Origin of the sequence: Paraburkholderia sp. BR10882 (genome assembly GCF_040948855.1) — a bacterium.
Lineage (GTDB): Bacteria > Pseudomonadota > Gammaproteobacteria > Burkholderiales > Burkholderiaceae > Paraburkholderia > Paraburkholderia nodosa_A.
In genome coordinates, this window is record NZ_JBFPKP010000002.1 from 331,635 (window position 1) to 358,128 (window position 26,494).

15 protein-coding genes are annotated in these 26,494 nt (G+C 67.8%); 9 read left to right on the forward strand and 6 right to left on the reverse strand.

Annotation, left to right across the window (positions count from 1 at the left end):
• Window positions 1-35 precede the first annotated feature (35 nt).
• The 7 genes from AB3X99_RS06540 to treY all read left to right on the forward strand — a co-directional run bounded on the left by AB3X99_RS06540 (window position 36) and on the right by treY (window position 18,538).
• The gene (locus AB3X99_RS06540) at window positions 36-3,530 is read left to right on the forward strand and encodes a maltotransferase domain-containing protein (RefSeq protein ID WP_368616460.1); all 3,495 of its coding nucleotides are present in this window, start codon (window positions 36-38) and stop codon (window positions 3,528-3,530) included.
• 119 nt (window positions 3,531-3,649) lie between these two features.
• Window positions 3,650-6,982, forward strand: coding sequence for a maltose alpha-D-glucosyltransferase (gene treS / locus AB3X99_RS06545; RefSeq protein WP_256094466.1), 3,333 nt, complete (start codon window positions 3,650-3,652; stop codon window positions 6,980-6,982).
• A complete protein-coding gene (glgB, locus tag AB3X99_RS06550) occupies window positions 6,975-9,191 on the forward strand; it encodes a 1,4-alpha-glucan branching protein GlgB (protein ID WP_368616461.1) in 2,217 nt (738 codons plus the stop codon). Before treS ends, glgB begins: the two co-directional genes overlap by 8 nt.
• Before the next feature lie 68 nt (window positions 9,192-9,259).
• Window positions 9,260-11,479 (forward strand): glycogen debranching protein GlgX, encoded by a 2,220-nt coding sequence (gene glgX, locus AB3X99_RS06555; RefSeq protein WP_342946982.1) that lies wholly within the window; start codon window positions 9,260-9,262, stop codon window positions 11,477-11,479.
• 26 nt (window positions 11,480-11,505) lie between these two features.
• Window positions 11,506-13,407 carry a malto-oligosyltrehalose trehalohydrolase gene (treZ, locus tag AB3X99_RS06560; protein ID WP_342946981.1) on the forward strand — a complete coding sequence of 634 codons (1,902 nt, stop codon included), beginning with the start codon at window positions 11,506-11,508 and terminating at the stop codon, window positions 13,405-13,407.
• Window positions 13,404-15,659: a 4-alpha-glucanotransferase gene (gene malQ, locus AB3X99_RS06565; RefSeq protein ID WP_368616462.1), complete on the forward strand. Its 2,256-nt coding sequence runs from the start codon at window positions 13,404-13,406 to the stop codon at window positions 15,657-15,659. Before treZ ends, malQ begins: the two co-directional genes overlap by 4 nt.
• Entirely contained in the window at window positions 15,656-18,538 is a 2,883-nt protein-coding gene (gene treY, locus AB3X99_RS06570; protein ID WP_368616463.1) for a malto-oligosyltrehalose synthase, read from the forward strand. Before malQ ends, treY begins: the two co-directional genes overlap by 4 nt.
• An 18-nt stretch (window positions 18,539-18,556) precedes the next feature.
• Here treY and AB3X99_RS06575 read toward each other — a convergent pair whose 3' ends face one another.
• Entirely contained in the window at window positions 18,557-19,969 is a 1,413-nt protein-coding gene (locus AB3X99_RS06575) for a hemolysin family protein (protein WP_069261369.1), read from the reverse strand.
• A 125-nt stretch (window positions 19,970-20,094) separates the two neighbouring features.
• A complete protein-coding gene (locus AB3X99_RS06580; protein ID WP_342946978.1) occupies window positions 20,095-20,856 on the reverse strand; it encodes a HAMP domain-containing sensor histidine kinase in 762 nt (253 codons plus the stop codon).
• Between the two features lie 154 nt (window positions 20,857-21,010).
• Between AB3X99_RS06580 and AB3X99_RS06585 the strand changes: the two genes are divergently transcribed.
• Both AB3X99_RS06585 and AB3X99_RS06590 read left to right on the forward strand, forming a co-directional pair.
• Window positions 21,011-21,352 (forward strand): FKBP-type peptidyl-prolyl cis-trans isomerase, encoded by a 342-nt coding sequence (locus tag AB3X99_RS06585; protein WP_028202932.1) that lies wholly within the window; start codon window positions 21,011-21,013, stop codon window positions 21,350-21,352.
• 54 nt (window positions 21,353-21,406) lie between these two features.
• The gene (locus tag AB3X99_RS06590) at window positions 21,407-22,210 is read left to right on the forward strand and encodes an AraC family transcriptional regulator (protein WP_342946977.1); all 804 of its coding nucleotides are present in this window, start codon (window positions 21,407-21,409) and stop codon (window positions 22,208-22,210) included.
• 15 nt (window positions 22,211-22,225) lie between these two features.
• Here AB3X99_RS06590 and AB3X99_RS06595 read toward each other — a convergent pair whose 3' ends face one another.
• From AB3X99_RS06595 to AB3X99_RS06610, 4 genes are all read right to left on the reverse strand, one after another.
• Entirely contained in the window at window positions 22,226-23,101 is an 876-nt protein-coding gene (locus AB3X99_RS06595; protein ID WP_342946976.1) for an MOSC N-terminal beta barrel domain-containing protein, read from the reverse strand.
• A 278-nt stretch (window positions 23,102-23,379) separates the two neighbouring features.
• Window positions 23,380-24,924 carry an amidophosphoribosyltransferase gene (gene purF, locus AB3X99_RS06600; RefSeq protein ID WP_069261373.1) on the reverse strand — a complete coding sequence of 515 codons (1,545 nt, stop codon included), beginning with the start codon at window positions 24,922-24,924 and terminating at the stop codon, window positions 23,380-23,382.
• 125 nt (window positions 24,925-25,049) lie between these two features.
• Window positions 25,050-25,544 carry a CvpA family protein gene (locus AB3X99_RS06605; RefSeq protein ID WP_069261374.1) on the reverse strand — a complete coding sequence of 165 codons (495 nt, stop codon included), beginning with the start codon at window positions 25,542-25,544 and terminating at the stop codon, window positions 25,050-25,052.
• Window positions 25,545-25,551: 7 nt separating this feature from the next.
• Window positions 25,552-26,475 carry an SPOR domain-containing protein gene (locus tag AB3X99_RS06610; RefSeq protein WP_368616464.1) on the reverse strand — a complete coding sequence of 308 codons (924 nt, stop codon included), beginning with the start codon at window positions 26,473-26,475 and terminating at the stop codon, window positions 25,552-25,554.
• Window positions 26,476-26,494: the final 19 nt, after the last annotated feature.

Sequence of the window (26,494 nt, forward strand, 5' to 3'; positions counted from 1 at the left end):
CATCCCCTTCGCCTGACGTACCTGGAATACGACCGATGGAACCCCCCCACGCCTATGCGCCGCGGATCTACTTCGTCCATTCCGTCCTGGCAGGACCACTCGACGCGTGGCCGGCGCACATCGCCCGCGCGGCGTCGCTTGGCTTCGATCACGTCCTGATCGGCGCGCTGTTCGCCTCGGGCGCGTCGGGCGACGACCGCATTGTCGCCGACCACGCGCGCCTGAACGCAGCCTTCGGCAGCCAGCTCTCCGCCGACGACGCCGTGCGCGAACTCGCGCTCGCGGCGCAATCGCGCGGCGTCACGCTGCTCGCCGATCTCGTGCTCGACCGCAGCGCCGCTGATGGCGTGCTCTACGCTGCGCATCCCGAATGGTTCCATCCCTTCGAGCCCGAAGACGCGCGCCTCGACCCACGCCACGGCCACAGCGAAGCCAACGTGGCCTATGCCGATTTCGAGCGCGCGAGCGCGCCGCTCATCGCATGGTGGACGGCGCGCGCCATCGCGCTCGTCGAAGCGGGCATCGGCGGCTTTCGCGTGGACTCGCCGCACCGCACGCCGCCCCACGTGCTACGCGCGATCTTCGATGCCGTACGCGCACGCTTTCCGCAAGCGCGCTGGCTCGCCGCGACACCAGGCCTGCCGCGCGAAGCGATCACGCACCTCGAAGGTGCGGGCTTCGACGCCGCCTTCTCCTCGCTGCGCTGGTGGGACTTCTCGTCGAGCTGGATGGTCGAGGAGCACGCCGCATTGCGCCGCGTAGGCTCACCGATAACGTTTCCAGAAGCGCCCTATGGTGCGCGCTACGCGCACGATCAGGAAGGCGCCGCCGATGCGCGCGCGGTCGAGCGCGCCTATCGCCGCATGCTGCGCGCGGCAGCGGCGATAGGCACCGGCTGGCTCATGCCGATGGGTTTCGAATATGGCGTGGACGAAGCGACCTCGCACAGCGGCAACAGCACGCAGACGTGGGAAGCAGCGAAAGCCCGCGCGCCCTTCGATCTGAGCGCCGATGTCGCGCACGCCAACGCGCTGCAACGCGAAACGTGGGCGCTGCAGACCAACGGTGAACTGCGCGCACTCAGTGGCCCTGGCGCCAGCGTCGCGGCGCTCTTGCGCGGCGACCGCGCGGACCTGCGCGACGCGCAAGACGCCATCCTCACGCTCATCAATCCCGCGCTCGCCGCGCCTGTGCGCGTGGATCTCGCGCGCCTGCTCGACGGCGTGCCCGGCGGCTTCACGCGCTTCGCGCCGCTCGACGCCGAAACGCTGCGCGGCGCGCGCCTGCCCGCGCCGCGCGACGCGAGCGCTATTCCCGATGCGTTCACGCTGCCCGCGGGTGCATGCTGGATGTTCCGCGCGCTCGCGAGTCCGCTCGTAGTGCTCGCGCCGCCCGAAGATCGCGGCAAGACCGACACGAGTGGACACAAGAGCGTGCTCGAAGCGATCGCCGCGCCGCGTATTGCCATCGAGAGCGCGCAGCCCTCGGTCGATCACGGCCGCTTCGCCGCGAAGCGCACCGTCGGCGAGCGCTGCGAAGTGCGCGCGGCCATCTTCGCCGAGGGCCACGACCGCATCGACGCCGCCGTGCTCTGGCGCGCCGCCGACGAAACCGCCTGGCACGAGTCGCCGATGACGCCCGTGCCGCCCGCGGGCACCGACCTGTGGGCGGGCCACATTCCGCTCGATCGCATCGGACGCTACGAATACGTCGTGATTGCCTGGCGCGACGACTTCGCCTCGCTTGCGGAACATCTGCACAAGAAGCGCGCGGCGAACCAGCCCGTCGATCTCGAACTGGAAGAAGCGAGCCGCCTGTTCGCGCTCGTGCTCGCCACTGCGGAAACATCGGGCTCGGGCGACGACGACCAGAAGCGCAACAACGAAACGCTCGACGCCATCGTCAAGCGCTTCATTGCTGCGGACACCGAAACACGCTGCGCGATCATCGCCGCGCCTGCGACCGCAGCGGCCGTGCGCGCCGCGCGCCACCGCCCGTTTCTCTCGCGCGACACAATCGTCAATCGCGTGGATGCGGAGCGCGGCGCCGCACGCTTCGCGAGCTGGTACGAGATCTTCCCGCGCTCGATGAGCGACGACGAATCGCGCCACGGCACCTTCGACGACGTGATCGCGAAGATGCCGCGCATCCGCGAAATGGGCTTCGACGTGCTGTACTTCCCGCCGATCCACCCCATCGGCCTCGCCAACCGCAAGGGGCGCAACAACACGCTCAATGCGCAGCCCGGCGACGTGGGCAGCCCCTACGCGATCGGCGCGGCCGAAGGCGGCCATACCGCGGTGCATCCGCAACTGGGCACGCTCGAGGACTTCTGCCGCATGCTCGCCGCGGCGCGCGAACAAGGCCTCGAAATCGCGCTCGACTTCGCGATTCAATGCTCGCCCGACCACCCGTGGCTGAAGGCGCATCCCACCTGGTTCGCATGGCGGCCCGACGGCACGCTGCGCTACGCCGAAAATCCGCCGAAGAAGTACCAGGACATCGTGAACCCCGAGTTCTACGCGCACGACGCGAAGCCTGATTTGTGGCTCGCGCTGCGCGACGCGATCCTGTTCTGGGTGGACACGGGCGTGCGCATTTTCCGCGTGGACAATCCGCACACGAAGCCGTTGCCGTTCTGGGAATGGATGATCGCCGACGTGCGCGCGCGCCACCCCGACGTGATCTTCCTCTCCGAAGCCTTCACGCGGCCGCGCCTCATGTACCGGCTCGCCAAGCTCGGCTTCTCGCAGTCATACACCTACTTCACGTGGCGCGAATCGAAACGCGATTTCACCGAGTACCTCACGGAACTCACACAAACCGAGGTGCGCGACTTCTATCGGCCTAACTTCTTCGTCAACACGCCCGACATCAATCCGCGCCATCTGCAGACTGGCGCGCGTTCGAGCTTCCTGATCCGCGCCGCGCTGGCTGCGACGCTTTCCGGGCTGTGGGGCGTTTACTGCGGCTTCGAACTGTGCGAAGGGCGCGCCATGCCCAATTCGGAGGAATATCTGGACTCCGAAAAATATCAGCTGCGCGCATGGGACTGGCATCGCCCCGGCAACATCGTCGCGGAGATCGCCACGCTCAACCGCATCCGGCGCGCCAACCCGGCGCTGCACACGCATCTCGGCATCACGTTCCTCGACGCGCGCAACGACTCGCTGCTCTGCTTCGAGAAGGCCACGCCCGCGCGCGACAACGTGCTCGTCGTGGCCATCAACCTCGATGCCTTCAACGAGCAGGGCGCCGACTTCGAACTTTCGTGGGCGACATTCCAGCGCTGGCACCTCGACGACCACGCCCCCCTCAATGTGATCGACGAAACGACGGGCGAGCGCTTCGAATGGCGTGGGCGCTGGCAGCACGTGCGGCTCGACCCGCATGCGCGCCCGTTCGCGATCTGGCGCATCGAGCCCGCGACGGGCCTGCCGCGCGAAGAACCGCTGCCTGAACACGCCGATGAGCACATCGAGGGCCATCCCGAACTGGACGCGGACTTCCCGCCCGGAGGAGCGACATGAAACGCGACCCCGCTACCCACGAGCCTGTCGCAACGAACGTGCAGACCGTCACGCGAGACTCGACCGCACACGATCCACACCATGAGGAACGCGGCACGCAACGGCGCGGCAAGGCGTCGATGCTGTCCGACGACCCGCTCTGGTACAAGGACGCGATCATCTATCAGGTGCACGTGAAATCGTTCTTCGACGCGAACAATGACGGCGTGGGCGACTTCCCTGGCCTGCTCGCGAAACTCGATTACATTGCCAGCCTCGGCGTCACGGCGATCTGGCTGCTGCCGTTCTACCCCTCGCCGCGCCGCGACGACGGCTACGACATCGCCGACTATCGCAACGTGCACCCCGACTACGGCCAGCTCGCCGACGTGCGCCGCTTCATTCAGGAAGCGCATGCGCGCGGCATGCGCGTGATCACCGAACTGGTCATCAACCATACCTCGGACCAGCACCCGTGGTTCCAGCGCGCGCGGCGCGCCAAGCCCGGCTCGAATCATCGCAACTACTACGTGTGGTCCGACACCGACCAGAAGTACCTGGGCACGCGCATCATCTTCATCGACACGGAGCCGTCCAACTGGACGCACGACCCCGTGGCCGGCGCGTACTACTGGCACCGCTTCTATTCGCACCAGCCCGACCTGAACTTCGACAATCCGGCCGTGCTGCGCGAAGTGCTGCAGGTCATGCGCTTCTGGCTCGACATGGGTATCGACGGGCTGCGTCTGGACGCCGTGCCCTATCTCGTGGAGCGCGAAGGCACGAACAACGAGAACCTGCCCGAAACGCACGGCATTCTCAAACGGATCCGCGCGGCCATCGACGAGCACTACCCGAACCGCATGCTGCTGGCCGAAGCGAACCAGTGGCCGGAAGATGTGCAGGAGTACTTCGGCAACGAAGACGAATGCCACATGGCGTTCCACTTCCCGCTCATGCCGCGCCTCTACATGGCGATTGCGAGCGAGGACCGCTTCCCGATTCTCGACATCATGAAGCAGACGCCGGACTTGCTGCCGAGCTGCCAGTGGGCGATCTTCCTGCGCAATCACGACGAACTCACGCTCGAAATGGTGACGGACTCCGAGCGCGATTACCTCTGGAACACCTACGCGAGCGACCGGCGCGCGCGCCTGAACCTCGGCATTCGCCGGCGTCTCGCGCCGCTCATGGAGCGCGACCGCCGCCGCATCGAACTCATCAACTCGCTGCTGCTCTCCATGCCCGGCACGCCCGTGATCTATTACGGCGACGAACTCGGCATGGGCGACAACATCCACCTGGGCGACCGCGACGGCGTGCGCACGCCGATGCAGTGGTCGTCGGACCGCAATGGCGGCTTCTCGCGCGCCGACCCCGAACAGCTCGTGTTGCCGCCGCTCATGGGCTCGCTCTATGGGTACGACGCCATCAACGTCGAAGCGCAAAGCCGCGATCCGCATTCGCTGCTCAACTGGACGCGTCGCATGCTCGCCACGCGCCGCGCAAAGCAGGCGTTCGGGCGCGGCACGATCCGCTTCCTGCGGCCCGCGAACCGCAAGATTCTCGCGTACCTGCGCGAGATGCCCGGCGAAGCGCCGATCCTCTGTGTGGCGAACCTCTCACGCGCGCCACAGGCGGTGGAACTCGATCTTTCCGAATTCGCGGGCATGTCCCCCGTCGAAATGACGGCCGACTCCGTGTTTCCGGCCATCGGGCAACTGCCTTATCTGCTGACTTTCCCGCCCTACGGCTTCCTGTGGTTCCTCCTGAGCGCCGGCGATCAGCGGCCTTCGTGGAGCCAGCCGACTTCGGAGCAATTGCCCGAGTTCGTGACCGTGGTGATCCGCGAAGGGCAAACCGGTGCGACGCCCGAAAACGTGCGGCTGCTCGAATCGGAAGTGCTGCCTTCGTGGCTCTCGCGTCGCCGCTGGTTCGCCTCCAAGGACAAGCCGCTGCGCTCCGTGCGCCTCGCGGCGCTCACGACGATTTACGGCGCGGGCTTCGCGTTCACAGAAATCGAGGCCGAGCTGGCGGACGGCACGAGCGAGCGCTACGTCCTGCCGATCGCGATTACCTGGGGCACCGAAATCACCACGCCGCTGCATATTCAGCTGGCGCTCTCGCGCGTGCGGCGCGGCCGCACGGTGGGCTATCTCACGGATGCGTTCTCGCTGCCGTGGTTCGCCTATGGCGTGCTGCGCAAGCTGCGCGAGCGCGCCACGGTACCCACCGTGCAGCAGAGCACGATCCGCTTCGAGCCGACCGAGCGACTCGACGAACTCGACCTTGGCGAGACGCCGGAGGTGCGCTGGCTCGCGGCTGAGCAGAGCAACAGTTCGCTCGTGATCGCGGAAACCCTCGTGCTCAAGATCGTGCGCCGGCTGATGGCGGGCGTGCACCCCGAAGCGGAAATGAGCCGCTACCTCACGAAGCTCGGCTACGCGAACACGGCGCCGCTCTATGGCGAAGTGGTGCGTGTCGATCCCGCGGGCGTACCGCATACGCTCATCATCGTGCAGGGTTTCATCGACAATCAGGGCAATGCGTGGGACTGGGCGCTCGACTATCTGCGCCGCACGATCGACGAACTCGCGCTCGCCGTGGACGACGACACGAGCGTCGACCAGGCGCACGAGGAGGAAGCCGTGCACGGCTATTGCGCGGTGATCGGCGCCATCGGCAAGCGCCTGGGCGAGTTGCACGCGATGCTCTCCCAACCCAGCGACGACGAAGCCTTCGCGCCCGTTGCCGCCACCCCCGACGACGTGCGCAACTGGATTGCCGACACCAAGACCATGCTCAACGAAGCACTCGACATCGTCGCGCAGCATACGGGCGAAGACGAGCAAACGCTCGACGAAGACGCGCGCGACCTCGCGCGCAGCCTGATCGATCGCCGCAAGGCGCTCGTCGCGAAGATCGACGAACTCGTGCCCGACGACACCAAGGCCGCGCGCATCCGCATCCACGGCGATTTCCACCTGGGCCAGGTCCTGCTTTCCCAGGGCGACGCGTATTTGATCGACTTCGAAGGCGAGCCCGCGCGAGCGCTCGACTACCGGCGCGCCAAGACCTCGCCGCTGCGCGACGTGGCGGGCCTGTTGCGCTCGCTCTCGTATGCGGGCGCCGCCGCGCAATCGACGCTCGAAAACGCGCCGCAGCAAGTCGTCGATCGCAAGCGCGCCCTGTTCGAGCGCTTCCGCGGCTATGCGGCCGAAGCATTCCTGAGCCAGTACCGCGCGGCCGTGGCAGAAGGACCGCTCACGCTCGTCAGCGCTTCGCACGAGCAGGCGCTGCTCGACCTGTTCCTGATCGAGAAAGCGGCTTACGAGATCCGCTACGAGGCGGCCAACCGCCCCACCTGGCTCGCGTTGCCGGTACGCGGTCTCGCGGCGCTGGCGGCACGCGTGCTCGGACTCACCCCTACGCAGTCCACGCAATCGCATTCCGGCGGAGGTGGCCATGGTTGAGCGCGCGGCCCAAGCCGGGCTGAATCTCCACGACGCCGACGCACTCGCCGGCGCGTACCACTCCGATCCTTTCTCCGTGCTCGGGCTGCACTGGGTGGACGGCGCCCCTTACGTGCGCGCATGGCTGCCGAACGCCTCGGGCGCAAGCGTGGTGGCGCGCGACCGCGCCCACACGCTCGGCGAACTCTCGCTCGTGCATCCGGCAGGCCTCTATGCGGGACCACTCGCGGAAGCGGTGCCCTACCGGCTCGTGGTCGACTGGCATGGCGTGAGCCAGGAAATCGAAGATACCTATTCATTCGGCCCGCAGCTATCGCACGAAGCGCTGGTGCGTCTCGCAGACGGGGACCCCTACGCGGTGCTCGAATGCCTTGGCGCGCGGCCCTTGACCTGCGACGGCATCCCCGGCGTGCGCTTCGCGGTTTGGGCGCCGAATGCGAAGCGCGTCTCCGTGGTGGGCGACTTCAACGCGTGGGACGGGCGGCGTCACCCCATGCGGCTGCGCCACGAAGCCGGCGTATGGGAGCTGTTCATTCCGCGTGTGGCGGCCGGTGCGCGTTACAAGTACGAGATACTCGGCGCGCGCGGCGCGGTCCTGCCGCTCAAGGCCGATCCCTGTGCGCTGCAGACGGAGTGCCCGCCGGGCACGGCTTCGATCGTGGCGCCCGTCGAGGCGATCGACCACTACGCGTGGCGCGATCACGAGTGGCTGCAAACGCGCGCCGAACGGCAGAACGCACGCGCGGCCATGTCGGTCTACGAGGTCCATGCGCCTTCCTGGCTGCCCACGCAAGGCGCCGATGCCCCCGCGCCCGACTGGGGCGCGCTCGCCGAGCGCCTGATCCCCTACGCGCAGGGCATGGGCTTCACGCACATCGAATTGCTGCCCGTGGCGGAACACCCGTTTGGCGGCTCGTGGGGCTATCAGCCGCTCTCGCAGTTCGCGCCCACCGCGCGCCTTGGCGCGCCGGTGGACTTCGCGGCGTTCGTCGACCGCGCGCACGAAGCGGGGCTGGGCGTGATTCTCGACTGGGTGCCCGCGCATTTCCCGAACGACGCGCACGGTCTAATCGATTTCGACGGCACGGCGCTCTACGAGCATGCCGACCCGCGCGAGGGCTATCACCCCGACTGGAACACGATGATCTACAACCTGGGACGCCGCGAGGTGAGCGCGTTCCTCGTCGCTTCGGGCCTTGCGTGGCTCATGCGCTATCACGTGGATGCGCTGCGCGTGGACGCGGTCGCCTCGATGCTCTACCGCGACTATTCGCGTGCGCAAGGCGAATGGGTACCCAACATCTACGGCGGTCGCGAAAATCTCGAATCGATTGCGTTTCTCAAGCGCCTCAATCACGAAACGCAATATGTTCCGCAACGCCCCGGCGTCATCACCATTGCTGAGGAATCCACAGCATGGCCGGGCGTCACGGCGCGCCCCGAGGATGGCGGCCTCGGCTTCCAGTTCAAGTGGAACATGGGCTGGATGCACGACACGCTGCACTATATGCACGAAGACCCTGTCTATCGCCGCTATCACCATCACCTGATGACGTTCGCAATGGTCTACGCGTGGTCCGAACGCTTCGTGCTGCCGCTGTCGCACGACGAAGTGGTGCACGGCAAGGGGTCGCTGCTCGGCAAGATGCCGGGCGACCGCTGGCAGAAGTTCGCGAACCTGCGCGCGTATTTCGGCTTCATGTGGGCGCACCCCGGCAAGAAGCTGTTGTTCATGGGCGGCGAGTTCGGGCAGATGGCCGAATTCGATCACGACGGCACGCCGCACTGGAACCTGCTCGACGATCCGCTGCACCGCGGCGTGCAAACGCTCGTGCGCGACCTGAACCACCTCTACGCGAGCGAGCCCGCGCTCTACACGCTCGACTCGGAACCCGGCGGCTTCGAATGGCTGGTGTCCGACGACAGCGAAAACAGCGTGCTCGCGTGGCGCCGCGTGGACGGATCGGGCCGCGAGATCGTGGTGATCTGCAACTTCACGCCGGTGCCGCGCCACGGCTACCGCATCGGCATGCCGCAGCCGGGACAGTGGGAAGAGGCGCTCAACACCGACGCCGAAGTGTACGGCGGCTCGAACATAGGCAACGGGGGCCTCGTCAGCACGGAGAGCGTGGTGAGCCACGGCAAGCCGCAGTCGGCCGCACTCGTCCTGCCGCCGCTCGGCACGCTGATCCTGCGCCTGCGCCGCTAAGCCGGCGCAGCGGCGGGATTTGATCAGGAACCCGATGCAAAACGAAGAACAACAGATGGAGCATCGTCATGGCAAACGGTCCGCCTGAGCGCCTGCTGCCCGGCTCCCCCTGGCCGCTCGGGGCGACGTGGGACGGACTCGGCACCAACTTCGCCGTGTTCTCGGCCCACGCGTGGCGCATCGAGCTGTGCCTCTTCGACCCCACCGGCCGCAAGGAGCGCATTCGCTACACCTTGCCCGAATGCACCGATGAGGTGTGGCACGGCTATCTGCCGGGCGCGCATCCCGGCACCGTCTATGGCCTGCGCGCGCATGGGCCCTATCAGCCGCATCTGGGGCACCGCTTCAATCCGCACAAGCTGCTGCTGGACCCTTACGCGAAGCAGCTCATCGGGCAGTTCCGCTGGTCGGACACGCTCTATGGCTACCGCGCGCATTCGAACCGCGTGGACCTCTCGATCGACCGGCGCGATTCCGCGCCGGCCATGCCCAAGTGCGTGGTCGTGAACGACAACTTCGACTGGTCGCGCGACCGGCGGCCCAACACACCGTGGGGCGACACCATCATCTACGAGGCGCATCTGCGCGGTCTGTCGATGCAGCGTTACGATTTGCGCACGCACATGCGGGGCACCTTTGCCGGGCTGGCCGCGCCGCGTTTCATTGACCATCTGCACAACCTCGGCGTGACGGCCATCGAGATCCTGCCGGTACACGCGTTTCTCTCCGAGCGCTTTCTGATCGACCGCGGACTGCGCAACTACTGGGGATACAACTCGGCCGCGTTCTTCGCGCCCGAGCCCAGCTACCTCGTGGGCTATGACACCGACGAAATGCGCATTGCCGTGCGCCAGCTTCATGCGGCGGGTATCGAAGTCATTCTCGACGTGGTCTACAACCACACCTGCGAAGGCGGCGAAATGGGCCCCACCGTCTCGTGGCGCGGCCTCGACAACGCCAGCTATTACCGCTGCGTGCCTGGCGACGAGCGCCACTTCATCAACGACACCGGCTGCGGCAACACGCTCGACTTTTCGCATCCGCGCGTGCTGCAGATGGTCGCCGATTCGCTGCGCCACTGGGTCACGTCATATGGCATCGACGGCTTTCGCTTCGACCTGGGCGTCACGCTCGGGCGCGAGCCGGCGGGCTTCGACCCGAACGGCGGCTTCTTCGACGTACTGCGCCAGGACCCCGTGCTTTCGCAATGCAAGCTGATTTCCGAGCCGTGGGACGTGGGCCCGGGCGGCTATCAGCTTGGCAACCACCCGCCCGGCTTTTCCGAATGGAACGATCGCTTTCGCGACAGCGTGCGGCGCTACTGGCGCGGCGCGCCGGGCCAGCGCGCCGACCTCGCGGCGCGCCTGACCGGCAGCGCGGATCTGTTCGACAAACGCAAGCGCCGGCCCTGGGCGTCGATCAATTTCGTCACCTCGCACGACGGCTTCACGCTCGCCGATCTCGTTTCGTACGAGCGCAAGCACAACGAAGCGAACGGCGAAGAGAACCGCGACGGCCACAATGAAAACTGGAGCGCGAACTGGGGTGTGGAAGGCCCGACCGACGACCCCGCCATCCTCGCCACGCGCGCACGCGTGGGCCGCTCGATGATGGCCACACTCCTCATCGCGCTCGGCACACCCATGCTGCTCGCGGGCGACGAGGCTTGCCGCACCCAACGCGGCAACAACAACGCGTACTGCCAGGACAACGACATTTCGTGGTTCGACTGGGCGCTCGCCGAAACGCCCCAGGGCAAGGCCATGACGCGTTTCACCGCGCGCGTGATCGCGCTGCGCCGCGAACATCCGCTGCTGCATGAAACGCGCTTTCTGTTCGGCGAGCGCGAGCTGATGCCCGGCGTGCACGACATCGACTGGTTCGACGAACGCGGCGAGCCGCTCTCGCCCGAGGCCTGGCACGACCCGGAAGCGAGCGCGTTCACCATGCGACGCGCCGGAGCGGGACTCCACGGCCAAATGGAAGTATTGTTAATGATGCTGAACGCCTCGCAGGGCGCGGTGACGTTCGTCGCGCCCGCGCCGCGCATGGCATGGGAGGTGCTGCTCGATACCGCGCGGCCCGACGCAGTGCCCTACGCGCTGCCCGACACGACGTACGAACTGGCCGCGCGCGCGCTCGCCGTGCTCTGCGCCCGTCCGGCGCGTGCCGACACGCACCGGCCAGCGGGCACGCGCGGCGACGCGGCCACGCCGGACCCGCGCCGCACGCCGGGCGCCTCCGGGTCGGGCGCCCCCGCGGGCCCGGACCAAGCCGCCGCTGGATAGGAACAGGACGCAACCAGGAATCCACCATGTCCCCGCTTTCGCACGATCCGCACGCCCGCCAGTACATGCATTGCCTGCCGTTCGGCGCGCAGCTGATCGGCGCGGCGCACTCGCAGCCGCATACGCGCTTTCGTTTCTGGGCGCCGTCGTGTCAAACGGTGCAGGTCGTGTTCGAGAACGTGAGAGACGCGCCGCCGCTCGACATGACGCCGACCGGTAACGGCTGGTTCGAAGCGCAGGCGTCGTGCGGGCCGGGCACGCTGTACCGCTACTGCCTCGACGGCCAGCAACGCGTACCCGACCCCGCATCGCGCTTCCAGCCGCAGGGCGTGCATGGGCCGAGCGAAGTGCTGGACCCGCGCGCGTACGCCTGGCAGCATGCGCACTGGCAAGGACGCCCTTGGGAAGAGACCGTGATCTACGAGCTGCACGTGGGCGCGCTGGGCGGCTATCAGGGTGTAATGAAACGTCTGCCCGCGCTGGCGGCGCTCGGCGTGACGGCCGTCGAACTCATGCCGCTCAACGACTATCCGGGCGAGCGCGGCTGGGGCTACGACGTCGTGCTGCCCTACGCGCCGCACGCGGCCTATGGCAGTCCTGACGAACTGAAAGCGCTCGTCGATGCCGCGCATGGGCTGGGGCTGCAGATGTTCATCGACGTCGTGTACAACCACTTCGGCCCCGACGGGAACTGGCTCGGCCTCTACGCCAAACCGTTTTTCCGCCAGGACGTGAAGACGCCGTGGGGCGAAGCGCTCGACTTCGACCGCTTCGAAGTGCGCGACTTCTACTGCGACAACGCGCTCTATTGGCTCACGGAATATCGCTTCGACGGTCTGCGCATCGACGCTGCACATGCGATCGGCAACACCGACTGGTTGCGCGAGCTGGCCGACCACGTGAAGGCGCGTGTCGAGTCCGGCCGCCATGTGCACCTGGTGCTCGAAAACGAGCACAACGAAGCCAATCTGCTCGAATCGCACTTCAGCGCGCAATGGAACGACGACGCGCATCACTGCTTTCACGTGCTGCTCACCGGCGAGTCGGAAGGCTACTATCGCGCCTTCGAGGATTCGCCCATCGGCAAACTCGCGCGCGTGCTCGGCGAAGGTTTCGTGTACCAGGGCGACCCGTCGCCCGTGCACGGGGGCAAGCCGCGCGGCGAACCGAGCGCGCACCTGCCGCCCACCGCGTTCGTGATGTTCCTGCAGAACCACGACCAGATCGGCAACCGCGCAATGGGCGACCGGCTGCGCACGCTGGCCGATGACGACGCCCTGCGCGCGGCCACGGCAATGCTGCTGCTTTCGCCGCAAATTCCGCTGCTCTTCATGGAGGAGGAATACGGCTCGACGCAGCCGTTCCAGTTTTTCACCGCCTTCACCGGCCAGTTGGCCGATGCGGTACGCGAAGGCCGCCGCAGCGAATTCAAGGCATTCAGCGCGTTCAACGACGAAGCGAGCCGGGCGCGCATTCCCGATCCGAACGATCTGCAGACCTTCGTGAATTCGTCGCCGCTGGCCGACGCGCCGCTCGACGGCGAACGGCTCGAATGGATGCACTTCTATAAGTCGGCGCTATGCGTGCGGGCGCACCTGCTCATGCCGCGCCTGCGCCACGCGCGCGCGCTCGGCGCAACCGTGCTCGCCGACGACGCTGCGAACGGTCTCGCCGCGCTCGTCGCGCGCTGGCGCCTCGACGATGGCGAAACGCTCACGATCGCGCTGAACCTGGGCCGCGACGGCGTCCCGCTCGATGCACGACCCGATGGCATGGTGATCTTCGAAACGCCGCCACGTGCGCGCGACCTTGCCGACAATGGCGTGCTGCCCGAGAGCGCGTGCATTGCATGGCTCACCGGCAACGTGCCCGAGTACTCGAGCGAACACGACGCGCGCATCGTGCATCGCGAGGAGCCCAACGCATGAGCACGGCGCGCCGCAGCGACACGCTCGCGACACTCGCCGCACGCGCGGGCTTCGAGGTCGAATGGACCGACGCACACGGCGCCGTGCAGCGCGTGCCCGACAGCACGCTCTCCGCTCTGCTGGAATGCGCGGGCCTGCCTTGCGCCAACGCCACGCAAATCCGCCAGAGCACCTCCGCACTCAATGCGGAACAGTCGACGCGGCGACTGCCGCCGCTCATCACCGCCGAATACGACAGCGCGATCGAACTGCCGCCTTCTGCCGTACGCGCGGGCAGCCACTATCGGATCGACCTCGAAAGCGGCGAGCACATCGAGGGCCGCTTCACCTCGCCGCGCGGCGAGAGCGCGTTGCTCGCGCCGCTTGCGGAGCCGGGCTATCACACGCTCACCGTCAATGACCATCGCCTGACGATCGCGGTCGCGCCGCCGCACTGCCATACCGTCGCCGACGCCTGGCGCGCACGTCACGGCGACAGCGGCACAGTGCCGCCGCTGTGGGGCCTCGCCGCGCAATTGTACGGACTCCGACGCAACGGCGACGGCGGCGTCGGCGACTACACCGCGCTCGCCGCGCTCGCCGCGCAAAGCGCGCGGCGCGGCGCGCAGGCACTCGCGGTGAGCCCGACCCACGCGATGTTCAGCGCCGAGCCGGGTCACTTCAGCCCCTATTCGCCGTCGTCGCGCCTGTGGGTCAATGTCGCGCACATCGACCCCGCTGCGGAATTCGGCGCCAAGGCCGCGCACGACGCGAGCGCGGCCGCGAATGCGCTCGACGCGTGGCGCGAACTCGAAGCCGCGCCGCTCGTGGACTGGCAGCGTGCGTTGCCGCTCAAGCTCAAGGTGCTGCGCGCGCTGTTCGAGCGCTTCGACGCCGACGAGCGCGCGAGCGGCTCGCCGCGTGCCGCCGCTTTCGCCGCGTTCTGTGCGCAGGGCGGCGAGGCGCTCGAAGACCACGCGCGTTTCGAGGCGCTGCAGGAAGCCATGCTGCATGGTCCCGGCGGCGAGCGCCACTGGCGCGACTGGCCCGAGCCGCTGCGCGACCCGCGCAGCGCCGACGTGGCGACGTTTGCGCAGGAGCACCGGCGCGAAGTCGACTTTCACCGCTTCCTGCAATGGCTCGCAGCGCTCGGGCTCTCGGGCGCGCAGCGCAGCGCGCACGAGGCCGGCATGGCGATCGGCCTCGTCGCCGATCTCGCCGTGGGCTGCGACGGCGCGGGCTCGCACGCGTGGTCGCTGCCGCAGGACATGCTGCAACGCGTTTCGGTCGGCGCGCCGCCCGACATCTTCAACCAGGCCGGGCAAAGCTGGGGGCTCACGACGTTCTCGCCGCGCGCCATGCACAACAACGGCTTCCGCGCGTTCATCGACATGCTGCGCGCGGCCTTCGCCCATGCGGGCGGTGTGCGCATCGACCATATTCTCGGGCTGCGCAGGCTCTGGCTCGTGCCCGAAGGCGAAAGCGCGCGCCACGGCGCGTATCTGCGCTATCCGTTCGACGACCTCGTGCGGCTCATCGCGCTCGAATCGTGGCGGCATCGCGCGATCGTGATCGGCGAAGACCTCGGCACCGTGCCGCCGGGGCTGCGCGAGCGGCTCGCCGCGCACGGCCTGTATGGCATTCGCGTGCTGTGGTTCGAGCACGACGGCAAGGGCTTTCTCGCGCCCGCGCGCTGGGACCCGCACGGCGTCGCGACGACCACCACACACGATCTGCCGACCGTCGCGGGCTGGTGGAGCGGCGCGGACATCGACTGGCGCAACCGCATCGGCCAGACGCTCCCGCGTGCCGATGGACGCGACCCCGTCGCGCTCGACCGCGCGCGGCGCGCGACGGATCGCGTCGCACTCTGGCATGCGTTGCAGCACAGCGGGCTCGCGCCGCGCGACACCGAACCGCCGCCGGCCGACGAGCCGCCCGTGAATGCCGCGCTCGCCTATGTCGCGGCAACGCATAGCCCGCTCGTCACCTGCCCGCTCGAAGACCTGCTCGCGTTGTCCGACCAGCCGAATCTGCCCGGCTCGATCGACGAGCATCCGAACTGGCGCCGCCGCCTGCCGCTGCCCGTCGAGACGCTGTTCGCCGATCCGGCCGTCGCCGCGCGCGTCGAAGCCGTCGTACGCGCACGCGAGGCCGTTGCGCGCACGCGCGCCGAGCCGAGCGCCGGTGCAGGCGCGAGCGACGCCAACTCAACCGCGAACTCAACCGCCAGCTCGGCGCCAGGTGCGACCGAAAAGAAGCCGACGCCATGACACACCCTCGCGCGACGCTGCGCCTGCAGCTCCATCACGGCTTCACGTTCGCCGACGCGCTCGCGCAGCTCGACTACTTCGCCGCGCTCGGCGTGAGCCATCTCTACCTTTCCCCCGTCACGACCGCGCAGCCCGGCTCGATGCACGGCTACGACACCGTCGACTACGGCACGGTGAGCGCGGAACTGGGCGGCGAAGGCGCGCTGCGCCGCTTCGCCGCGAAAGTGCACGAGCGCGGCATGGGCATCATCGCCGACTTCGTGCCGAATCACATGGGCGTGGGCGGCGGCCACAACGCCTGGTGGCTCGACATCCTCGAATGGGGACGTCACAGCGCGTACGCGCGCCACTTCGACGTGGACTGGCACTCGCCCGACCCCGCCCTGCGCGGCAAGGTGCTGATGCCGTTTCTCGGCGCCCAGTACGGCGAAGAACTCGCCGCAGGCCGCATCGAGCTGAAGTTCGATCCCGCCGCCGCGCGCTTTTACGTGCAGTACGGGCCGCACGTGTGCCCGATCTGCCCGACCGATTACGCGACGCTCCTGCAGTCCGCGAACCGCGCCGATCTCAACACGCTCGCCGGACCATTCCAGGGCCTCACGACCCAGCCCGACGACCAGGCGCGCGCCAGCGCCGGTCGCGACGCGCTGCGCGCGTTCGTCGAGCGGGTCGGCACGGACCCCATCGACTTCGTTCTGGAATCCTATGCAAGCGGCGACCCGGTGCCGCGCGAGCGGCTGCACCGCCTGCTGGAGCGCCAGCACTTCCGGCTCGCGTGGTGGCGCACGGCCACCGACGAGATCAACTGGCGGCGCTTCTTCGACATCACCGCGCTCGCCGGCGTGCGCGTGGAACGTCACGACGTGTTCGAGGCCGTGCACAAGCTCGTGTTTCGCCTTTACGCCGACGGCGTGATCGACGGCCTGCGCATCGACCATATCGACGGGCTCGCGGACCCGCGCGAGTACTGCGAACGCCTGCGGCAGCGGCTCGCCTCGCTGCGCGCCACGCCGCCCTACATCGTGGTCGAGAAGATCCTCGGGCAAGGCGAAACGCTGCGCGACGACTGGCCCGTGCAAGGCACGACCGGCTACGACTTCATGAACGACGTGGGCGCCTTGCTGCACGATCCTGCAGGCGCAGCGCCGCTCGCCGAGGCGTGGGCCGCCATCTCCGGCGACGACCGGCCGTTCGCGGCCTACGCGCTCGACGCGCGCCGCGAGATGCTGGCCGCCTATCTGCCCGCGGAACTCGACCACGTGACGCGTGCGCTGCACCGCATCGCGCGCGAACTCCCGGGCACGCGCGACACCACCTATGCGTCGGTGCATCGCGTGGCTGCCCATCTGGCCATGTACTTCCCGATCTACCGGATCTATCCGGCGAACGGTTTGCGCAGCGCGCTCGACAACCGTTATTTCGACGTTGCGCTCGACGCCGCGCGCCGTGCACTGCCGCGCGCGAGCCTCGCGGCGCTCGACCTCGTCGACGGCTGGCTCGGCGGTCGCGCCCCCGAACCTGCCGCGAACAACGCCAGCGGCGGCGGCGGCAACAGTGGAGGCAGCGCCGCCAGGACGCCACGCGCCGCGCCAGCCGGGGCGAACGCGGGTGCGGGCGGCAACCAGGGGAATACGCCGCTCAGCCACGCGCTCATCGCGCAGCGCACAGCGCTCGCGCTGTTCTCCCAGCTCACCGCGCCGCTCGCGGCGAAGGCCACGGAGGACACGGCGCTCTATCGCTACGGCCGCCTGCTCTCGCGTAACGAAGTGGGCGCGGACCCCGACGATTTCGCGCGCACGCTGCATGACTTTCACGCGACGAACCGGCTGCGCCAGCGTCGTCCTTATGGGCTGCTCGCCACGGCCACGCACGACCACAAGCGCGGCGAGGACGTGCGGGCGCGGCTCGCCGTATTGAGCGAGATGGCGCTCGACTGGAGTGCCACGCTGCGCGCTTGGTCGACGCTGAACCAGACGCATCGCCGCAACGAAGGGACGGCCGGCGCGGCATGGTCGCCGGGACCGGCCGCCGAGGCGATGCTGTATCAAACGCTGGTGGGCTGCTGGCCGCCCGAACTGGACCCGGGCGACGAAGCGGGCGTGCATGCGCTGGCGGAGCGCGTCTCGACGTGGCTGCTCAAGGCGTTGCGCGAAGCGAAGCTGCGCACGAACTGGCTCTCGCCCGACGAAACCTATGAGTCGGAGTGCCAGGCATTTCTCTTCGATATCCTCGCCCCGCAACGGCGCGACGGCTTCCTGCAGGCGCTGGCCGAATTCGTCGCGCGTGTGGCGCCCGCTGGCGCACTCAATACGCTGCTGCAAACGGTGCTGCGGCTCACCTCGCCGGGCGTGCCCGACCTCTATCAGGGCACCGAACTCTGGGACTTTAGCCTCGTCGATCCGGATAACCGGCGGCCCGTCGATTACGCCGCCCGCGCGGTCGCGCTCGATGAGCAGGCGCCCGCCGCGAAGCTGAAGGACTGGCGCAACGCCCAGGTGAAGCTGGCCACCGTGCACCGCCTGCTCGCGCTGCGAGCGCGCGCACCCGAACTGCTGCGCGAAGGCGACTATCTGCCGCTTACGGTGAGCGGCGCGCAGGCCTCGCATGTGATCGCTTTCGCGCGCCATCACGGCGACGCGTGGGCCATCGTGATCGGCACACGCTTCGCGGCGGGCTTGCTGGATGGCGACACCCCGCTCGTCGCGCCCGAATGCTGGGAAGATACGACCGTCGAGTTGCCCAAAGGATGCGCGCCAGCCACGCTGCACGACTGGCTCAGCGACGCCACGCACACGGTGCGCGAAGGCGGGACGCTCGCACTGCGCGACATCCTGGGCGCAATGCCCGTCGCGGTGCTCGCCACACTCGCGCGCAGCTAGGCTGCACGCGAGGCGCGCTCAGCCGCCCTCGTCCTCGAGATCTTTCGGATACACGCGCACGAGCACGATGCGCGGCCCCTTCATTTTCTTCACGACGATATCGAAGCGGTCGAACCCGACGCGCTGCCCTTCGGTGGGCAGGTCGTTGAGCGCATGAATCACGAGGCCGCCCACCGACTCCGCGCGCCCTTCGTCGATATCGATGCCGAGCGCCTGCTCCAGCGACACCACCGGCAGGCTGCCGCGGCCCATCAGCGTGCCGTCGTCCATGCGGGTCCAGTCGGTGTCGGCCTGGTGAAACTCGTCGTGAATCTGGCCCACGAGCGCGCCGAGCAGGTTGTCGAGCGTGAGAAAGCCGACGGGGCGCGCGTTCTTGTGCCCCACCAGCGCGAAATGCGGCGCGCCCTTGCGAAAGCGGCGAAACAATGCCAGTGCGGGCGTCTCGGGCCGCACGTATTGCACGGGGCGCACGAACTTGCCGAGATCGCTGAGGGCGTTGCCCGCCTCTCGGGCGAGCAGCAGGTCCTTCAGGTGGATGAGGCCTGCCACGCGCTCGCCCGCGGCGTCTTCGAACAGCGGGTAGCGGCTGAAACGATGGCGCGCCACGATCTGCATGTTCTCGCGCAGCGACAGGTCGCGGCGCAGGCCCACCATCTCGTGCGTCGGCCGCATGAGGTCGGAAATGGTGAGGCGCGAGAAGTCGAGCGAATGGGCAAGCGTGTTCCATTCGTCGGCGCTATAGGCGTTCGCGGCGGGTGCGGGCAGCAGCGGCACCGCGCCGTTTGCACTCTTTGCGCCGCGCGGCTCGTGCGTCGCGTCATGCGCCTCGGCCTCGGCCTGGGCGGCGGCGCGGCGGCTGCGCAGGATCAGCTTGAGTTCGTCGGTCGAATAGTGCGTGTCGTGGCCGTGCTCCGACGACAGGCCCGCGAGACGCAGCACCGCGTTCGCGCTCGTATTGAGCACCCAGATCGCGGGATACATGGTCCAGTAGAAGCCGTAGAGCGGCATGGCCGTCCACAGCGAAATCTTCTCGGACTGGCGGATGGCGAGCGATTTCGGCGCAAGCTCGCCCACCACGATGTGCAGGAACGAAATGACCGTGAACGCGAACACCAGCGAGATGGCGTGCACGAGTTCCGCCGATTGCACGCCGAGCAGTTCGAACACCGGCGCGAGCAACTGCGCGAACGCCGGCTCGCCGATCCAGCCGAGGCCGAGCGAAGCGAGCGTGATGCCGAGCTGGCACGCGGAAAGATAGGCATCGAGCTGGCCGTGGACCTTGGCGAGCAGTCGGCCGCGCAAGCCGTGCTGCTGAGCGAGGGCCTGCACGCGCGTGGCGCGCAGCTTGACGAGGCCGAACTCGGCCGCGACGAAGAAACCGTTGAGGGCAACGAGCAGGAACGCCCCGATGAGGGCGAGAAGCTGGATCAAGACACAAGGCTCCGAGGGACGAAGCGCTCAGTATAAGGGTGCAAGGTGGATGAAAGATGCGGCGGGCTCAAGCCGGTCCGCCGCTCACGCGGCAGTCGGTCAGGTGCGATCCGGCTCGCCCCTGCTCACGCGCCGCTCAGCGGCACATTCAGTACGAGCACCATCTCCTCGCCCTCGCCCACGAGAGCCGGCGCCTCGAAGCGTCCGCCATGCGCCTCGGCCACGCGATGGCACAGCGCCAGCACCCAGGCGTAGCGACCCGCTTCCTGCTGCTCGCTCGCCTGGGCGCGCGCGAACGGTTCCAGCACGTGCGCCAGCGCGCCGTCGGTGAGCGCCGCACGCGTGGCGCGCCATTGCACTTCGAGTTGGGCGGCAGTGGCGCTCGCGCTCGCCGCGAGCGTCACGCTGGCTCCCTGAGCACTCGTTTCCGCCGCGAACACCAGCATCAGCCACAGCGCCTGCGCAATGCGCTCCCGGTCGCCGTCGAGAGTCGCCGCGCCTGTCGCGTCCTGCACGGCGAATGTCACGCCGCGCGCATCGCCGAGCGCGGCGCGGGCGTCATCCACGGCTGCGCCGAGCAGCGCCGCGACGGCGAACGGCGCGCGCTCGATACGCAGCTTGCGCGTCTCGGCGCGCGTGGTATCGACGAGCGTTTCGAGCAGCCGGACCTGCTGCTCCACGCCCGTGCGAATGCCGCCGAGCGCACGTTGCGCGGAGGCGTCGGCGTTGTCGATCTTGCGTTCGAGCACGTAAGCCCAGCTATGAATTGCATTGAGCGGACTGCGCAGATCATGCGAGACGCGCGAGAGCACGTGGTCGCGCATGAACAGCGCTGCTTCGGCGCACAGGCGCGCCGTGCGCTCGGTACGGTTTTGCGAAGTCGACATCTGATTCCTCGTGTTTCGCCACAAGCCGGGCGAGCGGTCCCCATTATAGGCAGCGCGTAGTGAGCAACCGGCATGCCCGAGGAGCCGCCGCCCGCCCGGCCCTGCAAAGCGCCTACAATAACGGGTCCAACCTATCCGAATCAGGAGTTTTTCCATGTCTATCGTGACCACCGAATCCGGGCTCAAGTACGAGGACCTGACCGAAGGCACCGGCGCCGAAGCCAAGGCCGGCCAGACCGTCAGCGTGCACTACACCGGCTGGCTGACGGACGGCCAGAAGTTCGATTCGAGCAAGGACCGCAACGACCCGTTCGCGTTCGTGCTGGGCGGCGGCATGGTCATCAAGGGCTGGGACGAAGGCGTGCAGGGCATGAAGGTGGGCGGCGTGCGCAAGCTGACGATTCCGCCGCAACTGGGCTACGGCGTGCGCGGCGCGGGCGGCGTGATTCCGCCGAACGCGACGCTCGTGTTCGAAGTCGAACTGCTCGACGTCTGATGCCCGCTTGACGCTTCACGGCGCTCGCCTTATTTGCAATCGCAACCGGTCATCATGAATCCGCATCACCACGCTCCCGTCACCGCGCCCGGCGTCGAACTGCGCCGCTACGGCGCGATCGAGGAAACCGATCTGCACGATTTTCACCAGATCGTGCTCGGTCTCGACGGCGAAATGGAGATGACCGTGAACGGCCGGGGCGAGCGCATCGACAGTTGTTCCGCGTGGCTCATTCCGGCGGGCGCACGGCATGACTACATGGGTATTGGCGATAACCGCCAGCTCGTGCTCGACCTGCCCGCGGCAACGCTCGCGGTGCCCGAACGGCTGTTCGACACCGCGCGCGCCGTGCGCCTCGACCCCGCGCTCACGCAGCTCGTGAATCAGATCGCGCACCGCGCCGCCGCAGCCACGCCGCCGCGCGACAGTGCCGACCTGCGCGCGCGCCGCTTTCACTGGGACGCTTCGGCGCGTCTGTGCGCGGCTTTCATTGCACAAACCGGCGTGGCGGCCAGCGCCCAGTTCAGCGCGGCTGCCGGGCTGGACTTCGCGCGCATCGACCGGTGGCTGCGCGCGCATCTCGCCCAGCCGCTGCGTATTGCCGATCTCGCCGCGCATTGCGGCTTCGGCATGCGGCGCTTTCATCAGCTTTTTATCGAAGCGTTCGGCGAGACGCCGCATCGCTATTTACAGCGGCTGCGGCTCGACACGGCGCTCACGCTGCTCGCCGACCCGCGCGCATCGCTCACCGACATCGCGCTCGAAGTCGGCTTCGGCGACCAAAGCGCGTTCACGCACGCATTCACGCGCCGCTTTGGGCTCGCGCCCGGCCAGTGGCGCGCGCTGCCGTCACACTGAGCGCGCAAGCGCGCCTCAATCGTCGAAGCGGTATTCCCACTCGGCGCGTGCGCCCACCGTCACGTGCTTGCCCGCGCCCGTCACGACCATCGCGTTCTGGCCGAATGTGAGGCCGCCGTCCACGCGCGGATCGGCGCGGAACACGGCCAGCGTGTCGAGCGGTTCGGTGGGCCATTGCGCGTCGCGCTCGCCCGATAGCTGATCGATCGTCGTGATCGGGCAGCGCGCGCACGGCTTCACGAAGCGCAGCACGACCTCATCGCCGCCTGTAGCCGATTCGATGGTGAGCGTGTCGATGAAGTCTTCCTCGAATGCGTCGCCAATGTCACCGACGACGATGTTCGGACGAAAGCGCGCCATCGGCACGGGCGGCGCGCCCTTCGCCGCGAGGCGCTCGTTGAGTTGCGCGAGCGACGCCTCGCTCGTCACGAGAATCGGAAAGCCGTCGGCAAATTGCGTGGGCGCGTCTTCGCCGTTCGTCCACTTCTTGCTCGCGAGACGCGTCACGTCATGCGCGAAGCGCAGCAGCCGCACCGGCACGCCTATCGCCTGCGTGAACCACTGCGCCGCGTGATCGCCTTCGTCGAGCGCCTCGAAATCGTCGTCCCAGACCGTCGCCGGCACGCGCAACTCGCCGCCGCGCGGCGCGAACGGCAGATGGAGCGCTTCGCTCACGCCTTCCATGGTGAGGCGCACGCCGTCTTCGACGAACGCGGGCACGATGCGCGCCATGGCGGCGTACTGGCGCTGCGTGACGAACCGGCCGTTCTCGTCGGCGACCATCCAGTGGCGGTCCCACTCGATGCCCTTCAGGCCGAGCTGCGCATCGTCGAGCGCGATCGCGCCGCATGACTTCACGGGATAGACGAACAACGCACGGACAATGGGCATGGTGAACTCACGGGAAAGAAAAAAGGAAATGGGCCGGGCAGCGCCCGACCCACGATGATACAACCCCTGCTTAAAACTACTTACTGTGCCGCATCGAGCCCGCGTGCGAGATCGTCCGCGAGCCAAGGTGTCGTCGATGTTCGTGTTCTCCGTGTGCTGAACAATCAGGCTTCGATCCTGCACGCGCAGGCGCAAAAAAGCCCGCTTTTGCGTCGGCAGAAAGCGGGCTTTCGGAATCGGCGGAAACGCGAGCCTCACGCTCGCGTTTGCCCAAGGGATCACTCCACCGAGAGCTGCAGGTGCAATTGCGAGCGGGAGCCGCCGTCCATCGCGTCGCTCGCGGCGTCGCGGTCCGATTGCGCCTGGGGCGCGAGGCGCGCGGTCTCGATGTTGTCGAGGTAAGTGCTCGTGATGTCGCCGGTGATGTAGTCGCCGTCGAAGCACGAAGCCTCGAACTGCTTCAACTCCGGATTGATGTCGCGCACTGCCTGCTTGAGCGAGTCCACGTCCTGATACACGAGGTAATCGGCGCCGATGATGCGCGCCACTTCGTCATCGGTGCGGCCGTGCGCTACGAGCTCGCCGCGCGTGGGCATGTCGATGCCGTAGACGTTCGGGTACTTCACGGGCGGCGCCGCCGAAGCGAAGATCACCTTGGTCGCGCCGGCGTCACGCGCCATCTGCACGATTTCCTGAGAGGTGGTGCCGCGCACGATCGAGTCGTCGATGATCAGCACGTTCTTGCCCTTGAACTCGATGCCCATGGCGTTGAGCTTCTGGCGCACCGACTTCTTGCGCATGGCCTGGCCCGGCATGATGAAGGTGCGGCCCACGTAGCGGTTCTTGAAGAAGCCTTCGCGATATTCCACGCCGAGCTTGTTCGCGACCTGCATGGCCGCAGGGCGCGACGAATCGGGAATCGGCATCACCACGTCGATCTTCACGTCGGGCAGCTCGCGCTTGATCTTCTCGGCGAGATAGTCGCCCATGCGCAGACGCGCGTTGTACACGGGCACGCCGTCGAGGACCGAGTCCGGACGCGCGAGATACACGAGTTCGAAGATGCAGGGGTTGAGCGTCGGCGCCGTGGCGCATTGCTGCGAGTAGAGGTTGCCGTCGAAATCGATGAACACCGCTTCGCCCGGGCGAACGTCGCGCACGAACTCGAAACCGATGCCTTCGAGCGCCACCGATTCCGATGCGAGCATCCATTCGGTGCCTTCCGGCGTTTCCATCTTGCCGATGCACAGCGGGCGAATGCCGAACGGGTCGCGGAACGCGAGCAGGCCGTAGCCGGAGATCAGCGAGACGATCGCGTACGAGCCACGCAGGCGGCGGTGCACACCCGCAACCGCCTTGAAGAGCGCGGCCGGGTCGAGCTCGAGGCCCGAGGTCGCGAGCTGCACTTCGTGCGCGAGCACGTTGAGCAGCACTTCGGTGTCGGAATGCGTGTTGATGTGGCGGCGATCCACACGGAACATCTCTTCCTTCAACTGTTGCCAATTCGTGAGATTGCCGTTGTGAGCGAGGACGATGCCGAACGGCGCGTTCACGTAGAACGGCTGGGCTTCTTCTTCGCTCGACGCCGAGCCGGCCGTCGGGTAGCGCACCTGGCCGATGCCGCTGGTGCCGGGGAGGCTGCGCATGTTGCGCGTGCGGAACACGTCGCGCACCATGCCGTTGGCCTTGTGCATGTGGAACGTGCTGCCGTTCGCGGTGGCAATGCCGGCCGCGTCCTGACCGCGGTGCTGCAGCAGCAGCAGCGCGTCATAGAGGAGCTGGTTGACGGGAGAGCGGGAAACTACGCCTACGATGCCGCACATGGCAGGTCCTTCAAAAAAGCGAAATCGGTCGCGGGTCACCCGGCTTCATTCACACCGGTCGAGCGCCGCAAATGGGCAGTGTTGCCGGGAAGCTGCGCCTCGCATCGCGTCCGATCAGTTTCTGATCAGACGTGAACGTAGGCCGCGAGCGCCTCGGGCAACAACGGTTTCAGTTCGAGCACGCCCTGCACGGCATAAGGCCGAAGCAGCGCGTGGCGCCAGAAGTCCTGCTGGGGCAGCTCGGTCAGCCCGCCGAGGACGACGAGGATCAGCACCAGCACGACGCCTCGCACGAGGCCGAACATCATCCCGAGCGAACGGTCCACGCCGGACAATCCGCTCACCTGCACCAGACGGCCGATCAATGCGTTGCCCACGCCGGCCACGAGCACCACGGCAATGACGATCAGCGCGAAGGCGATCAGCCACTGGGTCAGCGCCCCGCCCGGCCAGTTCGCCGGAATCCAGGGCACTACGTGATCCACGTAGCGGCAGGCCACGAGCAACGCCGCGATCCAGCCAATCAATCCAAAAATCTCGCCGATCAAGCCCCGCCATGCGCCGCGCAGCGCCGACAGGCCCATCACCGCCATTACAGCGTAGTCGAATGCGGTGAACATCGACGGCTTATTCCGCGTTGGCGTTCGAGCCCGCCATCAGGCCGGCGCCACGCACCTTGGCAATCGCCGCCGTGGCCGAGGCGCGGTCCGGGAACGGGCCCGCGCGCAGCAGCGTGCGCGTCGTGCCGTCTGCTTCCTTACGCTGTTCGGTATATGCGGGTACTCCCGCCGCTTTCAACTTCGTTACCCAATTGTTCGCCGTCGTGCCGTTCGAGAACGCGCCGAGCTGTACCGCGAAACGCGCGCCCGGGGGCGTCGCCGGGGCGCTGGACTCGGCCTTCGCGTCATTTGCGCCGCCGGTGTCGGCGGCGTCGTTTGCGGCAGTCGTTGGCTTGCTGTTCGCGGCGACGGTCGCGCTGGCCGACGCGGCCGGCTTGGCAGCGGGCTTTTGCGTTTGGGCGGTTTGCGTCGACTGGGCGGGAGCGGCTGCCGCCTGTGCGGGCCTTTTGGCAGCCGGTGCCGGCGTGTTGACCGTGCTTTGGGCGCTCTGCGTGGCCGCGGCGCCCGAAGCGGCCGCGAGGCCCGACGCACCTGGCGACGCTTCAGCGGCTGCGGGATTGTCGGGCGCGACGCCGGCCTGCGTGTCTTCGGCGTCGTGCTGGCGCGCGGCGGCCTTGTCGACCGGGCGGCTTGGAATGTCGATGGCGATGTCGTCGGTGACGGGCTTCGGGTGCGAATCGAGCACCATCGGCAGGATCACGATGGCCGCGAGCACGAGCGCGATCGCGCCGACGAGACGCCGGCGCGCGCGTTGCTTTTCAGGGAGTGTGGGGTCGAGCAGCATCGCCTCGGCGTCGCCCGACCGGTCCGGCCGGCGGCTGCGCCGTTCCACGCGCGTGCTCTGGTTGCTGCGCCGGCTGGAGCCGGACTCGGTGCCGCGCCGGCGGGGCGCGTCAGCGTCATCTTTCTTGCCGAACGAGAAAATTCCCATGTATGGCTTGCTGTTGGCC

Coding starts and splice junctions, on each gene's coding strand:
- AB3X99_RS06580 (WP_342946978.1), bottom strand. CDS start 20,856: ATGTCGACTTCGCAAAACCGTACCGAGCGCACGGCGCGCCTGTGCGCC.
- AB3X99_RS06595 (WP_342946976.1), bottom strand. CDS start 23,101: ATGCCCATTGTCCGTGCGTTGTTCGTCTATCCCGTGAAGTCATGCGGC.
- glgX (WP_342946982.1), top strand. CDS start 9,260: ATGGCAAACGGTCCGCCTGAGCGCCTGCTGCCCGGCTCCCCCTGGCCG.
- AB3X99_RS06590 (WP_342946977.1), top strand. CDS start 21,407: ATGAATCCGCATCACCACGCTCCCGTCACCGCGCCCGGCGTCGAACTG.
- malQ (WP_368616462.1), top strand. CDS start 13,404: ATGAGCACGGCGCGCCGCAGCGACACGCTCGCGACACTCGCCGCACGC.
- treS (WP_256094466.1), top strand. CDS start 3,650: ATGCTGTCCGACGACCCGCTCTGGTACAAGGACGCGATCATCTATCAG.
- AB3X99_RS06605 (WP_069261374.1), bottom strand. CDS start 25,544: ATGTTCACCGCATTCGACTACGCTGTAATGGCGGTGATGGGCCTGTCG.
- AB3X99_RS06610 (WP_368616464.1), bottom strand. CDS start 26,475: ATGGGAATTTTCTCGTTCGGCAAGAAAGATGACGCTGACGCGCCCCGC.
- treY (WP_368616463.1), top strand. CDS start 15,656: ATGACACACCCTCGCGCGACGCTGCGCCTGCAGCTCCATCACGGCTTC.
- glgB (WP_368616461.1), top strand. CDS start 6,975: ATGGTTGAGCGCGCGGCCCAAGCCGGGCTGAATCTCCACGACGCCGAC.
- purF (WP_069261373.1), bottom strand. CDS start 24,924: ATGTGCGGCATCGTAGGCGTAGTTTCCCGCTCTCCCGTCAACCAGCTC.
- treZ (WP_342946981.1), top strand. CDS start 11,506: ATGTCCCCGCTTTCGCACGATCCGCACGCCCGCCAGTACATGCATTGC.
- AB3X99_RS06540 (WP_368616460.1), top strand. CDS start 36: ATGGAACCCCCCCACGCCTATGCGCCGCGGATCTACTTCGTCCATTCC.
- AB3X99_RS06585 (WP_028202932.1), top strand. CDS start 21,011: ATGTCTATCGTGACCACCGAATCCGGGCTCAAGTACGAGGACCTGACC.